The sequence below is a fragment of the Actinosynnema sp. genome, assembly GCF_052038725.1.
Window position 1 is genome coordinate 1 of the sequence record NZ_JBQGCX010001334.1, and the last position, 2,041, is coordinate 2,041.

A 2,041-nucleotide genomic window follows, 5' to 3' on the forward strand; every position below is an offset into this window, starting at 1 on the left:
CGTTCCCGGTGTTCGCGCGCGCGTGGGACGAGGCGTGCGCGCACCTGGACCCGGCGCTGACCGAGGTGGTGTTCGAGGGCTCGCAGGAGGAGCTGGACCGGACGGAGGTGGCGCAGCCCGCGCTGTTCGCGTTCCAGGTGGCGCTGGCGGCGCTGCTGGCCGCCCACGGGGTGCGGCCGAGCTTCCTGGTCGGCCACTCGGTCGGCGAGGTCGCCGCCGCCCACCTGGCCGGGGTGCTGGACCTGCGGGACGCGGCGACCCTGGTGCGCGCGCGGGCCGCGCTGCTGCGCGAGCTGCCCGCCGACGGGGCGATGGCGGAGGTCCGCGCCGGGGCCGCCGAGGTCGCGGCGGCGCTGCGGGACGTGCCGGGCGTGGGCGTGGCGGCGGTGAACACCCAGGACGCCACCGTGGTGTCCGGGGACGGCGCGGCGGTCGACGAGGTGGTGGCGCGCTGGCGGCGGGCGGGCGTGGACGCGGGCAGGCTGCGCACGCGCGGGGCGTTCCACTCGCACCACTGCGACCCGATGGTGCCGGAACTGGCGGCGGTGGCGGCGACCCTGGCGTTCCGGGCGCCGCGGGTGCCGGTGGTGTCGACCGTGCTGGGCGAGCCGACCGACGAGATCACGACCCCCGGCTACGGGGCGAGGCAGCTGCGGGCCCCGGTGCTGTTCCACCGGGCGACGACGTGGCTGCACGCCCACGACCCGTCCCTGCTGCCGATCCCGTCGACGGCGAACGGGCCGTCCGCGCTGCTGAACTGGCTGGCACGGGCGCACACCGGCGGTCTGCCGGTGGACTGGCGCGGGCTGGTGCCGCACGCGCGACGGGTGACGCTGCCGACCTACCCGTTCCAGCGGGAGAGCTGCTGGGCGGGAGAGGAGGAGCAGGCGGGGGACCCGGAGGCGACGGACTTCGTCGCACCGGTGGAGGTCTCGGCCGACGCGGACACGATCAGGTTCAGCCTGGAGGACCTGGAGGACCTGGAGGACGCGGACGCGGCGGTGGAGGCGGCGGTGGAGGCGGAGGCGGAGCAAGACCCGGCCGCCCCCGACGAGGCCGACGAGGCCGAACCTGAACCGGATGAGGTCGCCGAGGCCGAATACGAACCTGAGCCGGACGAAGTCGCCGAGGCCGAATACGAGTCCGAGCCGGACGACACTCCCCCAGCAGACTCCGAGCAGGAACCACTCGAACTCCCCCCAGCCCCCCTCCCCTCCGAGGCTCTCCCCTTCGAGGCTCTCCCCTCCGAGTTCATCACTCCCCCCGTTCCCGCCGCAGGCGCTCCTGATTCCACTGATGGTCTCCTTTCAGTCCCTCTCGATGGCGTCGATGGCGCTGTTCCCGATACCGGCGTTTTCGACGTCCCCGGTGCGGAGCCGATCGCCGGCGTGGGGACGGCCTGCCGCCTGCCGGGCGGGGTGGACTCGCCGGGTGCGCTGTGGAGGCTGCTGTCCGAGGGCGGTGACGCGATCGTCCCGCTCCCCCCGGCGGACCGGGGTTGGGAGAGCGGCGGTCCGGGTGGTTACCTGGACGGCGCGGGCGAGTTCGACGCCGCGTTCTTCGGCCTGAGCCCGAGCGAGGCCCTGGCGACCGATCCCCGCCAACGCCTCCTGCTGGAAACCACCTGGGAGGCCCTGGAGGACGCGGGCGTCGACCCGACCTCGTTGCGCGACACCACGACCGGCACGTTCGTGGGCGTTGGCGCCGACCACCCCGACGCGCCAGGCGGGTGCCCGAGCGCGACGTCCGGCCGGATCGCCCAGGCGCTGGGCCTGGTGGGTCCGGCGGTGACCGTGGCGACGGCGTGCTCGTCGTCGCTGGTGGCGGTGCACCTGGCGAGCGAGTCCCTGCGCTCGGGCGAGTCCGGCCTGGCGCTGGTGGGCGGTGTGGAGGTGCTGAGCACCCCCGAGGCCACCAAGCGTCAGGTCGACGGCCCGAAGCGCAAGCCGTTCTCCGAACGCCCCGACGACACGGGGTGGTCCGAGGGCGTGGCGGTGCTGGTCCTGGAACGCCTGTCCGACGCACTGGCAGCGGGACACCC

Annotated in this window: 1 protein-coding gene; it reads left to right on the plus strand. The window is 75.0% G+C overall.

The window, feature by feature from the left end; all coding sequences use genetic code 11:
• On the plus strand, positions 1 to 2,041 hold a 2,041-nt coding region (locus ACTUAL_RS28165; RefSeq protein ID WP_440902358.1), incomplete at both ends, for a beta-ketoacyl synthase N-terminal-like domain-containing protein.